Genomic DNA, 19,187 nt, shown 5'->3' with positions numbered 1-19,187 from the left:
TTCGGGCTGTCGCTTGCCCAGTGGTTCTTCTCCTCGGTGCGGAGCGGACGCGGGCGACGCGCCCGCCCTCAACGTGCGGGGTTCCCTCGGGGCCGTCCGGCTCACCCCTGCTTGTGCAGGGAGATCTCGGGGCCGGCCGCCGCGCCGGGAACGGTCTGTGGGTGTTGCGTACCACCCAGGTTACGCGCCTGCCGCGGGGCGGCGGTCACGGACTCGGGCTGCCGGGGACCGCCGACCAGCGCGCGCCAGGCGTCGCGGCGTGCCTGCCGTACGGTGTCGCGGGCCGAGGCCAGCGCGGCACGTGCCTGGCGGCCCGCCTCGACGGCGACCTTTTTCGCCGGCCTCCACACGGCGTCGCGCACGAAGTGTCCGACCGGGGTGCACACGCTGCGGTAGAACCACCTCACCGGGCGGCCCGCCAGATTCCAGGCGAGCCACTTCAGCGCACGGCCGACGGCACGCGAGATGTATCCGGCGACGCGCCAGGCGACCTCGGCCGCCGCCACGATCTCGCGGCCCACGGGGGCGAGGACGCGCCGGTACACCCAGACGACCGGGGCCACGAGCAGGGTCTTGACCAGCCACACCGTGGCCGCCCACAGCCCGCGGCAGACGAAGGCGATGCCGTGACCCAGCGGGGTCAGCAGCTGCCGGTGGATCCACAGCACCGGCACCACCAGTCCGTACATCACCACAGGCACGACGACGTACTGCCACAGCGCCAGCCACGGCCAGTAGAACAGCGCCTTGGCCACCCAGGCCAGAGCGGCGAGGATGCCGTGACCGGCCGGGGTCAGGAGGGTGCGGTGGATCCAGGCGATGCCGTGGCCCAGCGGGGTCAGCAGCTGCCGGTGGATCCACAACGCCGGCACGATCAGTCCGTAGGTCCCCACGGGCGCGAGGACATACCGCCACAGTGCGACCCACGGCCAGTAGAACAGCGCCTTGGCGACGAATCGGGCCAGCCAGAAGGCACCCAGGGCGATGGGGGTCAGCACCTTCTCGAACAGCCAGGTCACCGGGACGACCACGAAGGTCCGCCCGAGCCACGCCAGGGCCCGGCCGAGCGGTCGCAGCAGCGTCCGGTCGATCGCCCGGGCGCAGACGACCAGCAGATCCCACACCATGCGGACGGGAAGGACCACCAGCAGCACCACGATCCGCACCGGAATCCTGACGGCCGTGGTGAGACAGCCCTCGCCGCCTTCGTAGTGCGTAGGCGGGGGTGTCTGCGGCGACTTCTCGAGCTCCATGCCAGACAGGACGCGTGAGAGCCCCGTCTGGATGCGCCACCTGCGCTTTCCGTCCCGCTCGGCCTCCGGAACACCCCCGGCGGCCTCGGTCACCTGCGCGAACCCGGCGCGAAAGAGCCCGGCCACGGGCTTTCACCTGTGGCCGGGCTCTCCCCGATTTCTCTGCCTGTCCGGCGGCGGCAGCGGCGCGCTACGTCATTTGACGGTCAGCGGCAGCAGCTTCTTGCCGGTCGGGCCGATCTGGATCTGCGTGTCCATCTGAGGACAGACACCGCAGTCGAAGCACGGGGTCCAGCGGCAGTCCTCGACCTCGGTCTCGTCCAGCGCGTCCTGCCAGTCCTCCCAGAGCCAGTCCTTGTCCAGACCGGAGTCCAGGTGGTCCCAGGGCAGGACCTCCTCGTACGTGCGCTCACGCGTGGTGTACCAGTCGACGTCGACGCCGAACTCGGGCAGCGTCTTGGCCGCGCACTCCATCCAGCGGTCGTACGAGAAGTGCTCGCGCCAGCCGTCGAAGCGCCCGCCGGCCTCGTAGACGGCGCGGATGACGGCGCCGATGCGGCGGTCGCCGCGGGAAAGCAGGCCCTCGACGATGCCGGGCTTGCCGTCGTGGTAGCGAAAGCCGATCGAGCGGCCGTACTTCTTGTCACCGCGGATCTTGTCACGCAGCTTCTCCAGCCGCGCGTCGGTCTCCTCGGCACTCAGCTGCGGGGCCCACTGGAACGGGGTGTGCGGCTTGGGCACGAAGCCGCCGATCGAGACGGTGCAGCGGATGTCGTTCGAGCCGGAGACCTCACGGCCCTTCTGGATCACGTGCGTCGCCATGTCGGCGATCTGCAGCACGTCGTCGTCGGTCTCCGTCGGCAGACCGCACATGAAGTACAGCTTCACCTGGCGCCAGCCGTTGCCGTAGGCGGTCGCGACGGTCCGGATCAGGTCCTCCTCCGAGACCATCTTGTTGATGACCTTGCGCAGGCGCTCGGAGCCGCCCTCGGGGGCGAAGGTGAGGCCGGAGCGGCGGCCGTTGCGGGTCAGCTCGTTGGCCAGGTCGACGTTGAAGGCGTCGACGCGGGTGGACGGGAGGGACAGACCGATCTTGTCCTCCGTGTACCGGTCCGCCAGGCCCTTGGCGATGTCGCCGATCTCGCTGTGGTCGGCGGAGGACAGCGAGAGCAGGCCGACCTCCTCGAAGCCGGTCGCCTTGAGGCCCTTGTCGACCATCTCGCCGATGCCGGTGATGCTTCGCTCCCGCACGGGGCGCGTGATCATGCCGGCCTGGCAGAAGCGGCAACCGCGGGTGCAGCCGCGGAAGATCTCGACGGACATCCGCTCGTGCACGGTCTCGGCGAGCGGGACGAGCGGCTGCTTGGGGTAGGGCCACTCGTCGAGGTCCATGACGGTGTGCTTGGACACCCGCCACGGCACGCCGGACCTGTTCGGTACGACGCGGCCGATACGGCCGTCGGGCAGGTACTCGACGTCGTAGAAGCCGGGGACGTAGACGTTGCCGGTCCTGGCGAGGCGGAAGAGGACCTCCTCGCGCCCGCCGGGGCGGCCCTCGGCCTTCCACGCCCGGATGATCCCGGTCATGTCGAGCACGGCCTGCTCGCCGTCACCGATGACCGCGCAGTCGATGAACTCCGCGATCGGCTCGGGGTTGAAGGCCGCGTGGCCGCCGGCGAGGACGATCGGGTCGTCGACGGTGCGGTCGGCGGCGCTCAGCGGGATGCCCGCGAGGTCGAGAGCCGTGAGCATGTTGGTGTAGCCGAGCTCGGTGGAGAAGCTCAGGCCGAAGACGTCGAAGGCCTTCACCGGGCGGTGCGAGTCCACGGTGAACTGCGGCACGTTGTGCTCGCGCATGAGCTCTTCGAGGTCGGGCCACACGCTGTACGTACGCTCGGCGAGGACGCCTTCGCGCTCGTTCAGTACCTCGTAGAGGATCATGACGCCCTGGTTGGGCAGCCCGACCTCGTACGCGTCCGGGTACATGAGCGCCCAGCGCACGTCACAGGAGTCCCACGGCTTGACCGTGGAGTTGAGCTCACCACCGACGTACTGGATGGGCTTCTGCACATGCGGGAGCAGAGCTTCGAGCTGTGGGAAGACCGACTCGGACATCTCGAACCTTCGTGAGCTGGCGGGGGCGACTCTCAAGCGTAACCCGATCGAGAGTGGCCCCGGCGCGGTGATCGCAACACCCTCGCAGCGACGAGGAGCAGTCGACCGTGGGAGCACACCGGACGGTCAGGACGGGATCTTCCCCACGTCCGCGGGTAAGCCGTGCACCGACAAAACGATCGTCCGCCCGCTCGGTCACGCCGCGAGCCTCACTCGGAGCCCGGGCCGCGACGCTTTCTCCCACACCGCGGGCAGCTCCCGCTCCCGCTGCGCCGCCAGGGCCTGTTCATGGCCGAAGGCGAGTCCCCAGGTGAACGCGGACTCCCCGGCCGCGTGGGCCTGGACGGCGAGGTCCCGCAGGGTGTCGCGGGCGACGACGCTGTCCTGGTGGTCGCCGAGCAGGGTCTGCACCGCCTTCATCCGTTTGGCGAACTTCCTGGCGGGCTTGCCGAGGGCCGGGGCGGTGGCCTCTCCGGCGTACCGGGCGCGTTTGGCGGCCTTGCGGGCGTCGTGCAGGGCGAGATCGCGGTCATGACCGGCAGGGAGGTCGAGGGCGTGCTCCACCCGGCCGGCCAGCCGCTTGTAGTCCCTGATGACGGCCTCGGGCAGCGCGTCGCGGGGCGCGCTGCGGGCGTCCTTGAGGAGCGGTGGGTCGTCGAGCAGGGTGTCGAGCGCGTCCAGCAGTTCGAGGTAGCGCTTGCTGTCGAGTACGGCGATCGAGCTGCGGCGGGCGCCCGCCCGGTGCGCGTTCGCCCAGATCCGCAGCCTTCCCCTGACCGGGCCGAGCCGCAGCTCCTTCGGCACCGCGTCGATCCGGGCCCGCAGCCGCTCGGCCAGCACCTCCTGGTCGCGCGCGACGCCGAGCTCTCCGGCGAGCCATTTGAGCTCGTCCCCGAACGGGTCGGTCACGTCCCGGTCGATGATCTTCCTGAATGTCTTGAAGGCACTGCGCATCCGGCGGGTGGCGACGCGCATCTGGTGGACCGCGTCGGGTAGATCGCGCCGTACGGCGGGGTCGAGCGCCACGATCGCGTCCCGCTGTTCGCGCAGATAGGCGAGGACGTACTCCCCGGCGTGCTTCTCCTTCAGCCGCGCCCCGCGGTCCCTGACGGCCTTGGCCGCCTCGGCCGCTTTCGGGGCCTTTCCCGCCGTGTCGTCCGGCGCCGCAACCGCATCGGCTGCGGCAGCGGGCTCCGGGGCGCCAGGTTCCGTTTCCGCCAGGGCCCGGGCCAGCTTGGACGCCGATGCCGACGGTTCCACGCCCGCTTTGCGCAGGCGCTTGTCGACCGCGTCGAGCAGTGCGGGGTCGCCGTCGTCGGCGAGCTCGACCTCGATCTCGGTCCAGGACGCCGTGCCACCGCCGTCCGTGAGGCGTTCGGCACTGACGGTGTCGACGCTGACCTCGGCGAGGGGCCCGCCGGGCTCGTCGACCAGATGGCTGACGTCCCGTGAGGACCTCAGCCGTACAACGGGGGTGACGGCGGCGTCGCGGGTACGGGAGCGGATCAGCCCGGCCAGCGCCCTCGGGAGCGTGTCCTCGAGCGGAGCACGGATCTCGTCGCGGATGCCGGTGGCGACGGGGAACTTCAGGTGCCATCCCTCGTCGGCGCCGCCGACGCGGCGCCGCAGGGTGATCCCGTCGGCGGCGAGGCGCAGGTCCGCGGTGTCGTAGTAGACGGCATCGAGCTCCACCACCCCTCTGCCGACGACGTCCGAGACGCCGGGCACCTTGGCCAGGTCCGGCAGCCGGGTACCGGGAGTGGCCTCGTACTTCCGCTCGATCTCGCGCTTCGTGTCCGCCATGAATTGAATCTAGTCGGACCGGCGGCTCCACGGCAGCCCCACACCCGGGTCCGCCGCCACAACAGCCCGTCGGGCGGCGGACCCGGCACGGGGCTATGCGCTTATGGGCCGCTGCACCTTGATCGACTGAAGCAGCCCGATCGCGATCCACACCGCGAACATGGAGGTGCCGCCGTACGACACGAAGGGCAGCGGCAGTCCGGCCACCGGCATGATGCCGAGCGTCATGCCGATGTTCTCGAAGGACTGGAAGGCGAACCAGGCAATGATCCCGGCGGCCACGATCGTGCCGTACAGCTCGGTCGTCTCGCGTGCGATGCGGCAGGCACGCCACAGGACGACGCCCAGCAGCGCCAGGATCAGTCCGGCGCCCAGGAAGCCGAGCTCCTCGCCGGCGACGGTGAAGATGAAGTCGGTCTGCTGCTCGGGCACGAACTGCCCGGAGGTCTGGTGGCCGTTGAACAGCCCGGCGCCGTACAGCCCGCCCGAGCCGATCGCGATCCGTGCCTGGTTGGTGTTGTAGCCGACGCCGGCCGGGTCGAGCTCGGGGTTGGCGAAGGCCGCGAAACGGTTGATCTGATACTCGTCGAGCAGCCCGAGCATGGTGACCAGGACCGCTCCGGTGGCTCCGGCGGTCAGCAGACCGAGGATCCAGCGGTTGGAGGCGCCGGAGGCGAGCAGTACGCCGAGCACGATCACCGCCATGACCATCACCGAGCCGAGGTCGGGCATCAGCATCACGATGGCCATCGGCACGACGGCGAGGCCGAGCGACTTGGCGACCGTGTGGTGGTCCGGGTGGGCCAGGTCGCCGGCGTCGACCCGGGCGGCCAGCATCATCGCCATGCCCAGGATGATCGTGATCTTCACGAACTCCGAGGGCTGGAGGGAGAAGCCGCCGCCGACCTGGATCCAGGCGTGCGCGCCGTTGATGGTGGCGCCCAGCGGGGTGAGCACCAGCAGGACGAGGACGACGGACAGCCCGTACAGCACCGGGACGGCGCCGCGCAGGGTGCGGTGACCGAGCCAGATCGTTCCGACCATCAGGGCGAGGCCGATGCCGGTGTTCAGGACGTGCCGGAACAGGAAGTAGTACGGGTCTCCCTGGTTGAGCTCGGTGCGGCCACGGGTCGCGGACCACACCAGCAGCGTGCCGATGAAGGACAGCGCGAGTGCGGAGAACAGCATCGGCCAGTCCAGCTTGCGCACCACCGAGTCGCGGGCCGTGAGCTGGGCCCACAGTCCCCCTCGCTCGGGGCCGTACCCGGAGACGGAAAATCCATTGGCGCCGGCCATGCCTCAGTCCCTTCGCGCGGGCGCGACCGCGAGCACTTGTTCGTCGGCCGGTTTCGGCTTCTTGGGCCGGTACGGCCTGATGCTCGGGGAGTCGATCGTGCCGTCCGTGCCGATCTTCGGCAGGCCCTGCTGGGGCTTCGGCAGCAGGGCCTTCTTCAGGTCCTGGTTGCCTTCCTCGTCGAGGCCGTACATCGCTTCGTAGATCTTGCGGACCGCGGGGCCCGAGGCGCCGGATCCCGTACCACCCTGGGCGATCGTCATGATGATCGTGTAGTCACGGGTGTACGAGACGAACCAGGAGGTCGTCTGCTTGCCGTAGACCTCGGCCGTGCCGGTCTTGGCGTGCATCGGGATCTTGTCCTGCGGCCACCCGCCGAAGCGCCAGGCGGCCGATCCGACGGTGGTGACTCCCGCGAGGGCCTTGTCGATCTGGTTGCGGGTCTTGCGGTCCATCGGCAGCTTGCCGTGCGCCTTGGGCTTGATCGGCTCGACCGTCTTCCCGTCGGCGCTGATGATCGCCTTGCCGACGGTGGGGTCGTACAGCGTGCCGCCGTTGGCGATGGCCGCGTAGATGGTCGCCATCTGGATGGGGGTGACGAGCGTGTCGCCCTGTCCGATGGAGTAGTTGACCGAGTCACCGGCGCGCATGAGGTTGCCCTCGAGGCAGCCCTCGTAGGCGATCCGCTCGACGTACGTGCCGTTCTTCTTGCCCTGCTTGCACCAGCCGACCTTGTTGGCCTCCCAGAAGCGCTGCTTCCACTGGCGGTCGGGGACCCGGCCGGTGACCTCGTTGGGGAGGTCGATGCCGGTCTCCTTGCCGAGGCCGAACTGGTGGGCGGTCCTGTAGAACCAGTCGTCCGTCTTCTTCTTGGGCTTCATGCCCCCGTCCTTCAGCCACTCGCGGTGGGCGAGCCCGTAGTAGACGGTGTCGCAGGAGACCTCCAGGGCGCGGCCGAGGCTGATGCTGCCGTAGCCCTTGGACTCGAAGTTCTTGAAGACCTGGCCGCCGACCGAGTAGGAGCTGGGGCAGGGGTAGTTGCCGTCGAACTCGTACCCGGCGTTGACCGCGGCGGTGGACGAGATCACCTTGAAGATGGAGCCGGGGGCGGCCTGCCCCTGGATGGCACGGTTGAGCAGCGGGAAGTTGGACTTCTTGCCGGTGAGCCTGGCGTAGTCCTTGGCGGAGATGCCGCCGACCCAGGCGTTGGGGTCGTACGTGGGCTGGGAGGCCATCGAGATGATGCGGCCGGTCTTGTTCTCCATCACCACGACGGCACCGGCGTCGGCCTTGTAGTTCTCGTCGGTGTTCCTGTCGAAGCCCTTGCGGGCTTCCTTCATCGCGTCATGGAGCTCGTACTCGGCCACGGCCTGGACGCGGGCGTCGATGGAGGTGACGAGGTTGGCGCCGGCCCGGGCCTCGTCGCGCTCGGCCTCGCCGATGACCCGGCCGAGGTTGTCGACCTCGTAGCGGGTGACGCCGGCCTTGCCGCGCAGCGCCTTGTCGTACGTGCGCTCGATTCCGGAGCGGCCGACCTGGTCGGAGCGCAGGAACGGCGAGTCGGTGTCCTTGGCCTTCTCGATCTCCTCGTCGGTGACGGGCGAGAGATAGCCGAGCACCTGGGCGGTGTTGGCCTTGCCGGGCGCGGCGTAACGGCGTACCGCGGTGGGCTCCGCGGTGATCCCGGGGAAGTCCTCGGCGCGCTCGCGGATCTGCAGGGCCTGCTGGGTGGTGGCCTCGTCGGTGACGGGGATCGGCTGGTACGGCGAGCCGTTCCAGCAGGGCTGCGGGGTCTGCGAGTCGCACAGCCGGACCTTGTCCCTGACGTCCTTGGGCTTCATGCCCAGGACACCGGCGAGCCGGGTGAGAACGCCCTTGCCGTCGTCCTTCATCTTCAGCAGTTCGGTGCGGGAGGCGGAAACGACCAGCCGGGTCTCGTTGTCGGCCAGCGGTACGCCGCGGGCGTCGAGGATCGAGCCGCGTACGGCGGGCTGGACGACCTGCTGGACGTGGTTGTTCTTCGCCTCGTTGGTGTATTCGTCGCCGTTGCGGATCTGGAGGTACCAGAGGCGGCCGCCGAGTGTGAGCAGCAGGGAGACGACGAGGACCTGGATGATGACGAGCCGGATCTGGACCCGGGGGGTCCGCCCGGTCTCCGGAATGTTGCTCACGCTGCTGCCCCCTCGGTCACAGTCGCTTGACTCCCTTGATGCGTCCGGCGCGTGCCGCACGTGTCCTGGCCGCCTTGACCCGCAGTCCGCTGCGCTGGCTGCCGATGCGCAGCCCGGTGCCTGAGGAGAGCCAGCCGGAGGACACATCGGTGCCCGACGAGCTCTGGCTGTCGGCGAGCGGGTCGTTCTCGCCGCGTCTGGCGAGGGCCATGATCAGCGGGACGGTGAAGGGTGCGAGGAGCAGGTCGTAGACGGCGGCGGTGAACAGCAGGCTGCCCAGCCCCACATGACGGGCGGCGGTGTCGCCGACGAGGGCGCCGACGCCCGCATACAGCAGGGTGGAGCCGATGGCGGCCGCGACGACCACGGCCATCGGGCCTGCGGCGGACTTGAACTGGCCGGTGTCGGGCCGCGCGAGACCGGCGAGATAGCCGATGACGCACAGCACGAGGGCATAGCGGCCGGCAGCGTGGTCCGCGGGCGGGGCGAGGTCGGCGAGCAGGCCCGCGCCGAAGCCGATGAACGCGCCCGCCACGTGGCCGTACACCATGGCGAGTGCGAGCACGACGAGGAGCATCAGGTCGGGCACGGCGCCGGGGAGCTGAAGGCGGGCGAGGACGCAGACCTGGACGACGAGGGCGACCACGACGAGGGTCGTGGAGAGCAGCATCCGGTTGAAGCGCATGACGGATCGGCTCCTACTCGTCGTTCTGGACGGCCGGGTCGGTGTCCCCGTTTCCGGGGGACTGGCTGCTGCCGGGGGAGGGACCGTCGTCCTGAGCCCGCTCCTGTTCCCCGTTCTCGGGCGGAGTCTGGCCCGGTGTGACCGTCACGGTGACGGTGGGTGTGGGCTTCGGCTTGGCGGGCTTGGGAGGCAGCACCGTGTCGCGCGGGTCGCTGCGGGGCGCCTTGACGACCACACCGACGATGTCGAGCTTGCTGAAGCCGACGTACGGGCGGACATAGACGTTGCGGGTGAGGTCGCCGCCCAGAGGTTCGACGCGGACGATCTCACCGACGGGGACACCGGGCACGAAGGGACGGTCGGCCTGCGAGCCGAAGGTGACCAGCCGGTCGCCCTTCTTCACCTTGGCCTTGCCGTTGAGCAGCTGGACGGAGAGCGGCCGGTCGCCCTGACCGGTGGCGAAGCCCAGTTCGTTGGTCTTCTCCATCCGGGTCCCGACGGTGAAGTCCGGGTCGATGGCGAGCAGGACGGTCGCCGTGTCGGGGCCGACGGTGGTGACCCGTCCGACGAGACCGTCGCCGTTGAGGACGGTCATGTCCCGGGCGATGCCGTCGTTGGAGCCGATGTCGATGGTCACCGTCCAGGAGAAGCCCTGGGCGGCTCCTATGGCGATGACTTCGGCGCCCTTGATGCCGTACTGGCCCGCTGCCGCCGTCTTGAGTATCCCGTCGAGTTCGCGGGCCCGGCTGCGGTTGCGGTCGTCGCTGCCGAGCCGTGCCTTGAGTTCGGCGTTCTCCCGCTCCAGGACGCTGATGCGATCGTGGCGCTCGCCCGAGTCGCGTACGGCTCCGATGGCGTTGCCGATCGGGTCGACGGCCGCTGCGACGCCGTTCTCGACCGGGCCGAAGACCGTGGCGGCGGCCTGCCGGGCGCCGTCGACCGGTGACTCCTCGCCGCCTCGGATGTCCACCGTGATCAGTGCGAACGCGATGGCGATCAGCAGCACCAGGAGCAGCCGGCTCTCTCGTGTGTCCCTCACGTGCGGCGGCCGTGCCTTCCTCGTCGGAATATGGGTGTCTCTATGTCAACGAACCGCCGTACGGGTTGGCAGCGCGCCCGTATGGGGGTCCCCCCACACCCGCCGGGGCGTGGGGGGAGGGTTCGCGGCGTCATCAGGTTCCGCACCTGGGCTTCGTGAACGGTGTCCACTAGCGGCGGGGCTGGGCGTCCAGCACCTGCTGCAGCGCCTCGAACTCCTCGACGCATTTGCCCGATCCGAGCGCCACCGAGTCCAGCGGGTCCTCGGCGATATGGATCGGCATACCGGTCTCGTACCGAAGCCGCTCGTCCAGACCGCGCAGCAGCGCGCCGCCGCCGGTCAGGACGATGCCGCGGTCCATGACGTCGCCGGACAGCTCCGGCGGGCACTTGTCGAGCGTGGTCTTGACGGCGTCGACGATGGCGTTGACCGGTTCCTCGATGGCCTTGCGGACCTCGGAGGCGGAGATGACCACGGTCTTGGGCAGACCTGAGACGAGGTCACGGCCGCGGATCTCGGTGTGCTCTTCCTTGTCCATCTCGAAGGCCGAGCCGATGGTGATCTTGATGCTCTCGGCGGTCCGCTCACCGAGCAGGAGTGAGTACTCCTTCTTGATGTGCTGAATGATCGCGTTGTCCAGCTCGTCGCCGGCGACCCGGATCGACTGCGCCGTGACGATTCCGCCGAGGGAGATCACGGCGACCTCGGTCGTGCCGCCACCGATGTCGACGACCATGTTGCCGGTCGCCTCGTGGACGGGAAGCCCGGAGCCGATGGCCGCGGCCATGGGCTCCTCGATGATGTGCACCTGCCGGGCACCCGCCTGCGTCGACGCCTCGATGACCGCGCGGCGCTCAACGCCCGTGATACCGGAGGGCACACAGACGACGACACGCGGACGGGCGAGATAGCGACGCTTGTGGATCTTCAGGATGAAATAGCGGAGCATCCGCTCGGTGATCTCGAAGTCGGCGATGACGCCGTCCTTCAGCGGCCGGACGGCAACGATGTTGCCCGGCGTCCGGCCGATCATCTTCTTCGCCTCTGCGCCGACCGCGAGAATGCCGCCCGTGTTGGTGTTGATCGCGACGACGGACGGCTCGTTGAGAACGATCCCCCGGCCTCTGACGTACACCAGCGTGTTGGCGGTCCCGAGGTCGACAGCCATGTCACGGCCGATGAACGACATGTTGTTCCCCATGAGGATGCGTCTGGCCTTCCCAAATCGAGCATTGATGGCTTTTTAGGACGGCGAGGTGGGTGCTGCTGCGTGGAGGCTTCCATCGTAGTGCTGCCTGCACGAACGCGCAGCGGTGGTCCACCTCAGTAATGGTGACGAGGTGTCGGAGCGATGCGTTCCCGCATTGACGACTCCTATACCGAAGGGCGACCGAAATTCCTTCGGTCGCCCCAGGTCATCATCCCTGAACGACTGACGAACTATCAGGAAAGGCCGGGAAAGAAAATCTTGAGTTCCCGAATGGCGGACTCCTCGGAGTCCGAGGCGTGGATCAGGTTCTCCCGGACGATGGTGCCGAAGTCCCCACGAATGGACCCGGGGGCTGCGGCGATCGGGTCGGTCGGCCCCGCCAGCTGGCGGACGCCCTCGATGACCCGCTCACCGTCGACGACGAGCGCGACGACCGGGCCGGACAGCATGAACTCGACGAGCGGCTCGTAGAACGGCCGGCCGACGTGCTCGGCGTAGTGCTGCTCCAGGGTGGCGCGGTCGAGCTGTCGCAGCTCCAGCGCGGTGATCTGCCAGCCGGCCTTCCGCTCGATGCGGCCGATGACCTCGCCCACGAGTCCGCGTCGGACGGCGTCCGGCTTGAGAAGGACGAGGGTGCGCTGAGTCATGGTGTGCGGCTCCTTGCAGGCCAAGATGTGTGCGGTTGGCCCGAGGCTACCCGGTGCGTGGCGACGGGCGGCACCCGGACCGTCGATCCCCGCGCGCGCAGGGGCACCGCCCGGGTGCAACGAACGGAGCAGCCGGCACAGGCACCTCTGCTACTGCGCCTGCGCCTCGCTCTGCGCAGCCCACCTGGCCTTGGCCTCGTCGATCCTGCGGCCGTAGTGCACCGAAGCCCACCAGAGCGCCGCGAACAGCACGCCGAGGAAGAACATCGCCGGCACCACGAAGCCGCTGGCGATCAGCGCGATCTGCAGCGCCCAGCCGAGCGGTATCCCGCCCCGACGGGTGATCATCCCGCACAGCAGCAGCGAGAACAGCATCGCGACGCCGCAGACCGTCCAGACCGCCGTCATCGAGACGTCATCCGACTTCATCGCGACCAGACCCGCGAAGGCCACCACGAAGAATTCACCGATCAAGGTGGATGCACAGAGCGTACGCATAAGGCCTCAGCCCCTCCCGAGCAGCAGCCGGGCCTCGCCGACCGTGATCACCGAACCGGTCACCAGGACTCCGGCGCCCGCGAACTCCGACTCCTCCTCGGCGAGCGTGATCGCCGCCTCCAAGGCGTCGTCGAGCCGCGGCTCCACGACCACCCGCTCATCGCCGAAGACCTCCACGGCGAGCGCGGCCAGCTCGTCCGCGTCCATCGCGCGCGGGGTGGAGTTCTGCGTGACGACGATCTCCGCGAAGATCGGCTCGAACGCCTCGAGCAGCCCGCGGACGTCCTTGTCGGCGCTGGTTCCGACCACGCCGATCAGCCGGGAGAAGCCGAACGACTCCGTGATGCCGTCCGCCGACGCCCTTGCGCCCGCGGGGTTGTGCGCGGCGTCCAGGACGACCGTGGGGCTGCGCCGCACGACCTCCAGGCGGCCGGGCGAGGCCACCGAGGCGAACGCCTTGCGGATGGTGTCCACGTCCAGCACACGGGCCTGCTCGGCACCGACGCCGAAGAACGCCTCGACCGCCGCCAGCGCCACGGCCGCGTTGTGCGCCTGGTGGGCGCCGTACAGCGGGAGGAAGATCTGGCCGTACTCGCCGCCGAGTCCGCGCAGCGTCAGCAGCTGGCCGCCGACCGCCACTTCGCGGGAGACCACGCCGAATTCCATGCCCTCGCGCGCGACCGTGGCGTCGACCTCGACGGCCTTCTTCAGCATCACCTGAGCGGCGTCCACCGGCTGCTGCGCCAGGATGACCGTTGCGCCCTCCTTGATGACCCCCGCCTTCTCGGCGGCGATCTCGGCGGGCGTGGAGCCGAGGCGGTCGGTGTGGTCCAGGTCGATGGGGGTGACGACGGCAACCGTCGCGTCGATCACGTTCGTCGCGTCCCAGCTGCCGCCCATGCCGACCTCGACCACGGCGGCGTCCACCGGGGCGTCGGCGAAGGCGGCGTACGCCATACCGGTGAGCACCTCGAAGAACGACAGCCGGAACTCCTGCGAGGCGTCGACCATCTCCACGTACGGCTTGATGTCGTTGTACGTCTCGACGAAGCGCTCCGCCTCGATCGGGGCACCGTCGAGGCTGATCCGCTCGGTGATCGACTGGACGTGCGGCGAGGTGTACCGGCCGGTGCGCAGCTCGAACGCGCCGAGCAGGGCCTCGATCATGCGGGCCGTGGACGTCTTGCCGTTCGTCCCCGTGATGTGGATCGAGGGGTACGCGCGCTGGGGTTCGCCCAGCACGTCCATCAGGGCCGTGATCCGGCTGACCGAGGGCTCCAGCTTGGTCTCGCCCCAGCGCGTCGCCAGGTCCCTCTCCACCTCGCGCAGCGCCTTGTCCACCTCCGGGTCGGCGGGCCGCGCGGGCACGGCGTCGCTCTGCGGCACCCCGGCCTGCGTACGCAGGGTGCGGCTGCCGGCCTCGATCACCGCCAGGTCTGGGTCGCGGTCTGTCTGGGCGTCGACGATCTCGTCGAAGGCGTCGGGCTGCTGCTCACTCACGGGGTCCAGTCTACGGACGAGCACCGACAGGGACGGGCGAGGCCCCGGGGGACGTCCCCGGGGCCTCACTCGTACGGCGTGCGCTGCCGTCAGCCCTTGGGCAGGGCCTCGAGCTGCTGGGTGATCCGCGCGATGTCCTCGTCGGCCTTGGCGAGCCGGGTACGGATCTTGTCGACCACGTTGTCCGGGGCCTTGGCGAGGAACGCCTCGTTGCCGAGCTTGCCGGTCGCCTGCGCCCGCTCCTTCTCGGCGGTGGCCAGATCCTTCGTGAGGCGCTTGCGCTCGGCCTCGACGTCGATCGTGCCGGACAGGTCCAGAGCGACGGTGGCACCGGCGACCGGGAGAGTCGCCGTCGCGCTGAAGCCCTCACCCTCCGGCTGCAGCCGAAGCAGCTGCCGGATCGCGGCCTCGTGCGGCGCGAGCGCGGTGCCGTCCAGGGTGAGGCGGGCCGGGACCTTCTGGCCCGGCTGCAGCCCCTGGTCGGAACGGAACCGGCGGACCTCGGTGACCACCCGCTGGACGAGGGCGATCTCCTGCTCTGCGGCCTCGTCGCGGAACCCGCTGTCGCTCGGCCAGTCGGCGATGACGAGGGACTCGCCGCCGGTCAGGGTCGTCCACAGGGTGTCGGTGACGAACGGGACGACGGGGTGGAGCAGCCGGAGCATCACGTCCAGGACCTCACCGAGGACCCGGCCGGAGACCCGTGCCTGCTCGCCGCCCTCGAAGAACGTGGTCTTCGACAGTTCGACGTACCAGTCGAAGACCTCGTCCCACGCGAAGTGGAAGAGAGCCTCGGACAGCTTCGCGAACTGGTAGTCCTCGTAGTTCGCGTCGACCTCGGCGACCGTCTTGTTCAGCCGGGACAGGATCCAGCGGTCCGTCGCCGACAGCTGCTCGACGGGCGGCAGTTCACCGTCGACCGTCGCGCCGTTCATCAGGGCGAAGCGGGTGGCGTTCCAGATCTTGTTGGCGAAGTTGCGGGAGCCCTGGACCCAGTCCTCGCCGATCGGGACATCGACACCCGGGTTGGCACCGCGGGCCAGCGTGAAGCGCAGGGCGTCGGAGCCGTACTTATCCATCCAGTCCAACGGGTTGACCGCGTTGCCGAAGGACTTCGACATCTTCTTGCCGAACTGGTCGCGGACCATGCCGTGCAGGGCGATGGTGTGGAACGGCGGGGTGCCGTCCATCGCGTACAGGCCGAACATCATCATCCGGGCGACCCAGAAGAAGAGGATGTCGTAGCCCGTGACCAGGACCGAGTTCGGGTAGAACTTCGCGAGACTCTCGGTCTGCTCGGGCCAGCCCAGCGTCGAGAAAGGCCACAGGCCGGAGGAGAACCAGGTGTCCAGGACATCGGTCTCCTGGGTCCAGCCCTCGCCGGTGGGTGCCTCGTCGTCCGGTCCGACGCAGACGATCTCGCCGTTGGGGCCGTACCAGACAGGGATGCGGTGGCCCCACCACAGCTGGCGCGAGATGCACCAGTCATGGAGGTTGTCGACCCAGTCGAAGTACCGCTTCTCCATCTCCTGCGGGTGGATCTTGACCCGTCCGTCGCGGACGGCGTCACCGGCGGCCTTCGCGAGCGGGCCGACCTTGACCCACCACTGCATCGACAGACGCGGCTCGATGGTGGTCTTGCAGCGGGAGCAGTGCCCGACGGAGTGGACGTACGGACGCTTCTCCGCGACGATCCGGCCCTCGGCACGCAGCGCGCCGACGATGGCGCTGCGCGCCTCCAGTCGGTCCAGGCCCTGGAACGGTCCGTGCGCGGTGATGATCGCGTGCTCGTCCATGATGGCGATGGCCGGCAAGTTGTGACGCTGGCCGATTTCGAAGTCGTTCGGGTCGTGCGCGGGCGTCACCTTGACGGCACCCGTGCCGAACTCCGGGTCGACGTGCGTGTCGGCGACGACCGGGATCGTGCGGTCGGTGAGCGGCAGGCTGATCCGCTTGCCGACCAGGTGGGCGTAGCGCTCGTCGTCCGGGTGGACGGCGACCGCGGTGTCACCGAGCATGGTCTCGGCGCGCGTTGTGGCGACGACGATGGTGTCGTCGCCGTCGCCGTACTTCATGGAGACGAGCTCGCCGTCGTCGTCCTGGTACTCGACCTCGATGTCCGAGATGGCCGTCAGACACCGGGGGCACCAGTTGATGATGCGCTCGGCGCGGTAGATCAGCTCGTCGTCGTACAGCTTCTTGAAGATCGTCTGGACCGCCTTGGACAGCCCTTCGTCCATGGTGAAGCGCTCACGCGACCAGGCGACACCGTCACCGAGGCGGCGCATCTGACCGGAGATCTGCCCGCCTGACTCGGCCTTCCACCGCCAGACACGGTCGACGAAAGCCTCACGCCCCAGATCGTGGCGGGACTTGCCCTCCTTACCGAGCTCGCGCTCGACGACGTTCTGAGTCGCGATACCTGCGTGGTCCATGCCCGGCTGCCACAGCGTCTCGTAGCCCTGCATGCGCTTGCGGCGGGTGAGGGCGTCGATCAGTGTGTGCTCGAAGGCGTGGCCCAGGTGCAGGCTGCCCGTGACGTTCGGCGGCGGGATGACGATGGTGTACGGCGGCTTCTCGCTCTTCGCGTCCGCCTCGAAGTACCCGCGCTCTACCCAGCGCTCGTACAGCTTCCCCTCTACCTCGGCCGGCGCGTACTGGGTCGGCAGTTCGGGGTTGCTGGCGGTCTGCTGCTGAGTGTTCTCGGTCACGGGGTCAGTTTAGAGGTGTCCCAGGGCCGTACTGAAACGGGAATCCCGCGCACCGGTGTGACCCCACCGCCCTGCGGGCCCTGGGCTGGGCCAGGATGTCGGGGACACGTAAACATCACGAGGGGGAACCACCATGAGCTACAACCAGCCGGGCCCGTACGGCGGGCAGCAACCGCAGCAGCCCGGACCGTACGGGCAGCCTGGCCCGTACGGTCAACCGCCGCAGGCCCCGCATCCCGGTTACGGCCGGCCGTCACAGGGTCCCCAGCCCGGATACGGGTACCCGCAGCAAGCCCCGCAGGGCGTGCCGCCGCAGCAGCCGCCCGGCCAGTGGGGCCAGCCGCAGCAACCCGGACCGTACGGTCAGCAGCCCCAGTACGGCGCCTACCCGCCCGCGCCGCCGACCCGGAGCGGCGGCAAGAAGACCGGCTTGATCATCGGCGCGGTCGCCGTCGTCACAGCACTGGGCGTCGGCGCGTACCTCCTGTTCGGCGGTGGCGGCAGCGACGTCGCCAACGACGGCCCGCACAAGCTGACGACGCCCGCGACAGTCATCAACGGCGAGTACAAGAAGGGCGAAAGCGGTGACAGCGCCTGGGAGGTCGGCGACTTCGAGGACGCGGAGAAGTGGGGCGTCAGGAATCCCGAGGAGGTGACCGCCGGCTATGAGGCGGGGAGCAAGGAGAACCCGCTGTCCCAGAAGGCCGTGAGTTTCGGCGGCGTCTACGGCGAGATCGATGACCCGGAGAAGGTCGTCGATGCCGCCATCGCCTCCATGCGGGCCGAGGTCGTGAAGGACACGGACGGGGAAACGGAGCTGGTCGGCGATCCGAAGGAGTTCGAGCCGGAGGAGCTCAAGGGCGCCGTGCTGAAGTGCCAGACGATCAGGACCAAGCCGGGCAGCGGCTCTTCCAACAGCTCCGGTCCCAAGGAGCTCACCATGACGATGTGCGTCTGGGCCGACCACAGCACGATGGCGGCGGTGCTGCCTGTCAGCGCGGCCGCGGTGATCGGGGGCGCGGCCGGCTCGCCGGAGGACGCCGCGAGCGTCGCCGCCAAGCTGCGCAACGACGTCCGCGTCAAACTCTGACGCCGGCACGGCGGCCGGTCCGTTCGCCGGAGCGGGCCCTCACGGTGTCACAAGGCCGTACTGAACGGGGCAACTGCGTAACGGTGTGACCCCCGGCGCCCCATGCTCATGCCAGTTGCGCCAGGATGTTCGGAACACATAGACATCACGAGGGGAAAACCCGTAATGAGTTACAACCAGCCGGGCCCGTACGGCGGTCAGCCTCAGCAGCCCGGTCCGTACGGCCAGCCGGGTCCCTACGGCCAGCAGCCGCAGGCCCCGCAGCCCGGCTACGGGTATCCGCAGCAGGCTCCGCAGGGCGTTCCTCCGCAGCAGCCGCCGCAGGGTTACGGCTACCCCCAGCAGCCGGGCCCGTACGGCCAGCAGCCCCAGTACGGCCAGCAGGCTCCCTACGGCCAGGTCCCGCCCCCGCCGGCGCCCCCGAAGAAGAAGACGGGCCTGATCGTGGCCTCCGCGGTGGTGGCGCTCGCGGTCATCGCGGGTGGCGTGTACTTCCTCACGGCCGGCGGCGGTGGCAGTGACGTCGCCGACGACGGCGCGCACAAGCTGATCACGCCGGCGACCGTGCTCACCGAGTACAAGAACGCGGAGGGCAGCAGCGGCGCCTCCCCGGCCGGCGACGACGACTTCCTGAAGGACGCGCAGAAGAGCGGCGTCAAGAACGCCAAGCAGGTCGAGGCCAGTTACCAGGTCAAGGACGAGGCCAACCCGCTGGGCGGGAAGTTCCTCCAGTTCGGCGGCGCCTACGGCGAGATCGAGGATCCTGAGAAGACCGTGGACGCGGTGTTCGCCAGCATCGAGGCAGAATCCAAGAAGGACGAGAGCGACGAAGCCGAACTCGTCGGCGAGCCCAAGGCGTACACGCCCGCGGAAGCCAAGGGCTCGGTCCTGAAGTGCCAGCAGATCAAGTCGAAGCCCGACGCCTCCGAGGCCCCCACCGGAGGGCCGAAGGAGTTCACCGTGTCGGTGTGCGTCTGGGGTGACCACAGCACCCTCGGCTTCGTGATGCCGATGGACATGGCCGGCCTGATGACGGGCAAGGGCACGTCGCCCGAGGACGCTGCGAGCATCACCGCCAAGCTCCGCAAGGAAGTCCGCGTCAAGCTGTAGTGAGCACGAAAGGGGTTCCCCGAGCAGGCGTTCTTCATGTGCGGTGGCATCGAGGACCTCA

General features: G+C 69.2%; 14 protein-coding genes. 2 read left to right on the top strand and 12 right to left on the bottom strand.

All coding sequences use genetic code 11. From position 1 onward, the window contains the following. Positions 1–101: 101 nt before the first annotated feature. The 12 genes from ABZ208_RS24790 to ABZ208_RS24735 all read right to left on the bottom strand — a co-directional run bounded on the left by ABZ208_RS24790 (position 102) and on the right by ABZ208_RS24735 (position 16,926). Positions 102–1,253: a hypothetical protein gene (locus ABZ208_RS24790; RefSeq protein ID WP_356911722.1), complete on the bottom strand. Its 1,152-nt coding sequence runs from the start codon at positions 1,251–1,253 to the stop codon at positions 102–104. A gap of 195 nt (positions 1,254–1,448) precedes the next feature. Then, positions 1,449–3,368 carry a TIGR03960 family B12-binding radical SAM protein gene (locus ABZ208_RS24785; protein ID WP_356911662.1) on the bottom strand — a complete coding sequence of 640 codons (1,920 nt, stop codon included), beginning with the start codon at positions 3,366–3,368 and terminating at the stop codon, positions 1,449–1,451. 195 nt (positions 3,369–3,563) lie between these two features. Continuing rightward, the gene (locus ABZ208_RS24780; RefSeq protein ID WP_356911661.1) at positions 3,564–5,171 is read right to left on the bottom strand and encodes a CYTH and CHAD domain-containing protein; all 1,608 of its coding nucleotides are present in this window, start codon (positions 5,169–5,171) and stop codon (positions 3,564–3,566) included. Between the two features lie 93 nt (positions 5,172–5,264). Beyond that, positions 5,265–6,467 carry a rod shape-determining protein RodA gene (rodA, locus tag ABZ208_RS24775; RefSeq protein ID WP_356911660.1) on the bottom strand — a complete coding sequence of 401 codons (1,203 nt, stop codon included), beginning with the start codon at positions 6,465–6,467 and terminating at the stop codon, positions 5,265–5,267. A gap of 3 nt (positions 6,468–6,470) precedes the next feature. After that, positions 6,471–8,636 carry a penicillin-binding protein 2 gene (mrdA, locus tag ABZ208_RS24770; protein WP_356911659.1) on the bottom strand — a complete coding sequence of 722 codons (2,166 nt, stop codon included), beginning with the start codon at positions 8,634–8,636 and terminating at the stop codon, positions 6,471–6,473. Between the two features lie 16 nt (positions 8,637–8,652). Beyond that, positions 8,653–9,321 (bottom strand): rod shape-determining protein MreD, encoded by a 669-nt coding sequence (gene mreD, locus ABZ208_RS24765; protein WP_356911658.1) that lies wholly within the window; start codon positions 9,319–9,321, stop codon positions 8,653–8,655. 13 nt (positions 9,322–9,334) lie between these two features. Next, on the bottom strand, positions 9,335–10,360 hold the full coding sequence (mreC, locus tag ABZ208_RS24760; RefSeq protein ID WP_356911657.1) for a rod shape-determining protein MreC: 1,026 nt from the start codon (positions 10,358–10,360) through the stop codon (positions 9,335–9,337). 169 nt (positions 10,361–10,529) lie between these two features. Then, positions 10,530–11,549: a rod shape-determining protein gene (locus ABZ208_RS24755; RefSeq protein WP_356911721.1), complete on the bottom strand. Its 1,020-nt coding sequence runs from the start codon at positions 11,547–11,549 to the stop codon at positions 10,530–10,532. 254 nt (positions 11,550–11,803) lie between these two features. Continuing rightward, positions 11,804–12,217, bottom strand: coding sequence for a nucleoside-diphosphate kinase (gene ndk / locus ABZ208_RS24750; RefSeq protein WP_356911656.1), 414 nt, complete (start codon positions 12,215–12,217; stop codon positions 11,804–11,806). A 150-nt stretch (positions 12,218–12,367) separates the two neighbouring features. Continuing rightward, positions 12,368–12,715 carry a DUF4233 domain-containing protein gene (locus ABZ208_RS24745; RefSeq protein WP_356911655.1) on the bottom strand — a complete coding sequence of 116 codons (348 nt, stop codon included), beginning with the start codon at positions 12,713–12,715 and terminating at the stop codon, positions 12,368–12,370. A gap of 6 nt (positions 12,716–12,721) precedes the next feature. After that, on the bottom strand, positions 12,722–14,215 hold the full coding sequence (locus ABZ208_RS24740) for a folylpolyglutamate synthase/dihydrofolate synthase family protein (RefSeq protein ID WP_356911654.1): 1,494 nt from the start codon (positions 14,213–14,215) through the stop codon (positions 12,722–12,724). 89 nt (positions 14,216–14,304) lie between these two features. Beyond that, entirely contained in the window at positions 14,305–16,926 is a 2,622-nt protein-coding gene (locus ABZ208_RS24735) for a valine--tRNA ligase (RefSeq protein WP_356911653.1), read from the bottom strand. 133 nt (positions 16,927–17,059) lie between these two features. Between ABZ208_RS24735 and ABZ208_RS24730 the strand changes: the two genes are divergently transcribed. Beyond that, complete coding sequence (locus tag ABZ208_RS24730) at positions 17,060–18,016, top strand: hypothetical protein (RefSeq protein ID WP_356911652.1); 957 nt, start codon at positions 17,060–17,062, stop codon at positions 18,014–18,016. Between the two features lie 165 nt (positions 18,017–18,181). Continuing rightward, on the top strand, positions 18,182–19,126 hold the full coding sequence (locus ABZ208_RS24725; RefSeq protein WP_356911651.1) for a hypothetical protein: 945 nt from the start codon (positions 18,182–18,184) through the stop codon (positions 19,124–19,126). Positions 19,127–19,187 lie beyond the last annotated feature (61 nt).

The sequence above is a fragment of the Streptomyces sp. NPDC006208 genome (assembly GCF_040613775.1).
In the GTDB taxonomy this organism is placed as follows: domain Bacteria; phylum Actinomycetota; class Actinomycetes; order Streptomycetales; family Streptomycetaceae; genus Streptomyces.
The sequence above is the reverse complement of the archived record's forward strand: the minus strand, read 5'-3'. Positions and strand labels throughout refer to the sequence as shown.

What these genes read in the sequence shown, in the direction of transcription:
- ABZ208_RS24790 (WP_356911722.1), bottom strand. Translation starts at nt 1,253, where the DNA reads ATGGAGCTCGAGAAGTCGCCGCAGACACCCCCGCCTACGCACTACGAA.
- ABZ208_RS24785 (WP_356911662.1), bottom strand. Translation starts at nt 3,368, where the DNA reads ATGTCCGAGTCGGTCTTCCCACAGCTCGAAGCTCTGCTCCCGCATGTG.
- ABZ208_RS24780 (WP_356911661.1), bottom strand. Translation starts at nt 5,171, where the DNA reads ATGGCGGACACGAAGCGCGAGATCGAGCGGAAGTACGAGGCCACTCCC.
- rodA (WP_356911660.1), bottom strand. Translation starts at nt 6,467, where the DNA reads ATGGCCGGCGCCAATGGATTTTCCGTCTCCGGGTACGGCCCCGAGCGA.
- mreD (WP_356911658.1), bottom strand. Translation starts at nt 9,321, where the DNA reads ATGCGCTTCAACCGGATGCTGCTCTCCACGACCCTCGTCGTGGTCGCC.
- ABZ208_RS24755 (WP_356911721.1), bottom strand. Translation starts at nt 11,549, where the DNA reads ATGTCGTTCATCGGCCGTGACATGGCTGTCGACCTCGGGACCGCCAAC.
- ndk (WP_356911656.1), bottom strand. Translation starts at nt 12,217, where the DNA reads ATGACTCAGCGCACCCTCGTCCTTCTCAAGCCGGACGCCGTCCGACGC.
- ABZ208_RS24745 (WP_356911655.1), bottom strand. Translation starts at nt 12,715, where the DNA reads ATGCGTACGCTCTGTGCATCCACCTTGATCGGTGAATTCTTCGTGGTG.
- ABZ208_RS24730 (WP_356911652.1), top strand. Translation starts at nt 17,060, where the DNA reads ATGAGCTACAACCAGCCGGGCCCGTACGGCGGGCAGCAACCGCAGCAG.
- ABZ208_RS24725 (WP_356911651.1), top strand. Translation starts at nt 18,182, where the DNA reads ATGAGTTACAACCAGCCGGGCCCGTACGGCGGTCAGCCTCAGCAGCCC.